The organism is Hyphomonas sp. GM-8P (assembly GCF_003263315.1).
Taxonomy (GTDB): domain Bacteria; phylum Pseudomonadota; class Alphaproteobacteria; order Caulobacterales; family Hyphomonadaceae; genus Hyphomonas.
Genome location: NZ_AWFE01000136.1, coordinates 1 through 1,439, shown reverse-complemented (window position 1 = coordinate 1,439; position 1,439 = coordinate 1). Strand labels below are relative to the sequence as shown.

At 59.6% G+C, this 1,439-nt stretch carries 1 protein-coding gene; it reads left to right on the top strand.

The window, feature by feature from the left end:
* Positions 1–112: 112 nt before the first annotated feature.
* Entirely contained in the window at positions 113–1,144 is a 1,032-nt protein-coding gene (locus HY26_RS17970) for an IS110 family transposase (RefSeq protein ID WP_112074272.1), read from the top strand.
* The last annotated feature ends 295 nt before the right edge of the window (positions 1,145–1,439 follow it).

Below are 1,439 nucleotides of genomic sequence, written 5' to 3'. Positions count from 1 at the left end.
AGATGGGATAATCGGACGCCACATCGCGCCGGGAGCGTCTGCCCCGAACGCTGTCACTCCGATAACTTGCGGGAAGGAAGGGACTTCCGGTCAGAACAAGGAGAAGACAGTTATGAAGTATTTCGCTGGGATTGATGTATCGCTGAATGAGTCGAGCGTATGTGTGGTGGATGAGTCCGGGGCGATCATCCGTGAGGGCAAAGTGCCGTCCGAGATTGCGCCGCTGGTCGACTGGTTCGACGGCATTGGTGTGACTTGTGAGCGGATCGGGCTGGAAGCCGCGCCGCTCTCCCAGCACCTGCATGAAGGTATGGCGGCAGCGGGGCTCTCGCCGGTCTGCATTGAGACACGTCATGTGAAGGCGGTACTGTCGGCCAGCATCAACAAGACGGACCGCAACGATGCCAGGGGGATTGCCCAGATGATGCGGGTCGGGCTTTACAAGCCCGTTCATGTGAAGACGCAGACCAGTCAGGAACAGCGCGTGCTGCTCACCAGCCGCAAATTCATTGTTCACAAGCGGCAGGATGTAGAGAATGAGATACGGGGTGCCCTTCGCAATTTCGGACTGAAGATCGGCAATGCCGGGAGAGCACGCTTCGAAGTCCGCGTTCGCGAACTGGTACAGGACAATGCTTTCTTGCGGGATGTCGTTGGCCCACTGCTCGAAGTCCGGCATTGCCTCCGGGAACAGGAAGCCGCACTCCACAAGCAGGTCCTGCGCATTGCGCATCGGGATCCGGTTTGCAGGCGGCTGATGACAGCTCCAGGTGTAGGGCCAATTGTGGCGCTGACGTTCAGGGCGACTGTCGATGTGCCTGCAAGGTTTGCGCGCTCCAAGTCGGTGGGCGCCCATTTCGGGATGACCCCGAAGACCTATCAGTCGGGAACCATCGATGTGACCGGGCGCATCTCGAAGTGTGGCGACGGGCTGGTGCGAGTCGCCTTGTTCGAAGCTGCGAACACCATCCTGACACGGATCGTGAAGTGGTTCCCTCTCAAAGCCTGGGCGATGAATGTTGCCAAGCGCAGAGGGGCTGCTCGCGCGAAGGTCGCGCTTGCAAGGCGTCTGTCGGTGATCCTGCATCGCATGTGGGTGGACGGCGCTGACTACAACTGGGGCAACGAACCCTGCGCCGCGTGAAATAGGAACAAGCCCGCTCCACCGGGCACCCCGATCCGTCAAAGTGACGGTGCCATGTCCCTCGGGATCGAGGGAAAGTGCGAGAACGCTATGTGGCCTGGTGGACCGGTTGTTCAACTGGTGACATCGACAGGCAGATTGTTCCGCATCAACCTCTGATCCCATCATGTGACGGTCAGCGCCTGCAGGCGACCTGCGCCGATCACGAAGAGAAGCGTGAAGCCCGAGGTGCATTGCCGAGTTGCAACGACGCGATCCGGAAACGGAGTTGACGAACAATGTCCGATTAGAGAAG

What these genes read in the sequence shown, in the direction of transcription:
- HY26_RS17970 (WP_112074272.1), top strand. Translation starts at nt 113, where the DNA reads ATGAAGTATTTCGCTGGGATTGATGTATCGCTGAATGAGTCGAGCGTA.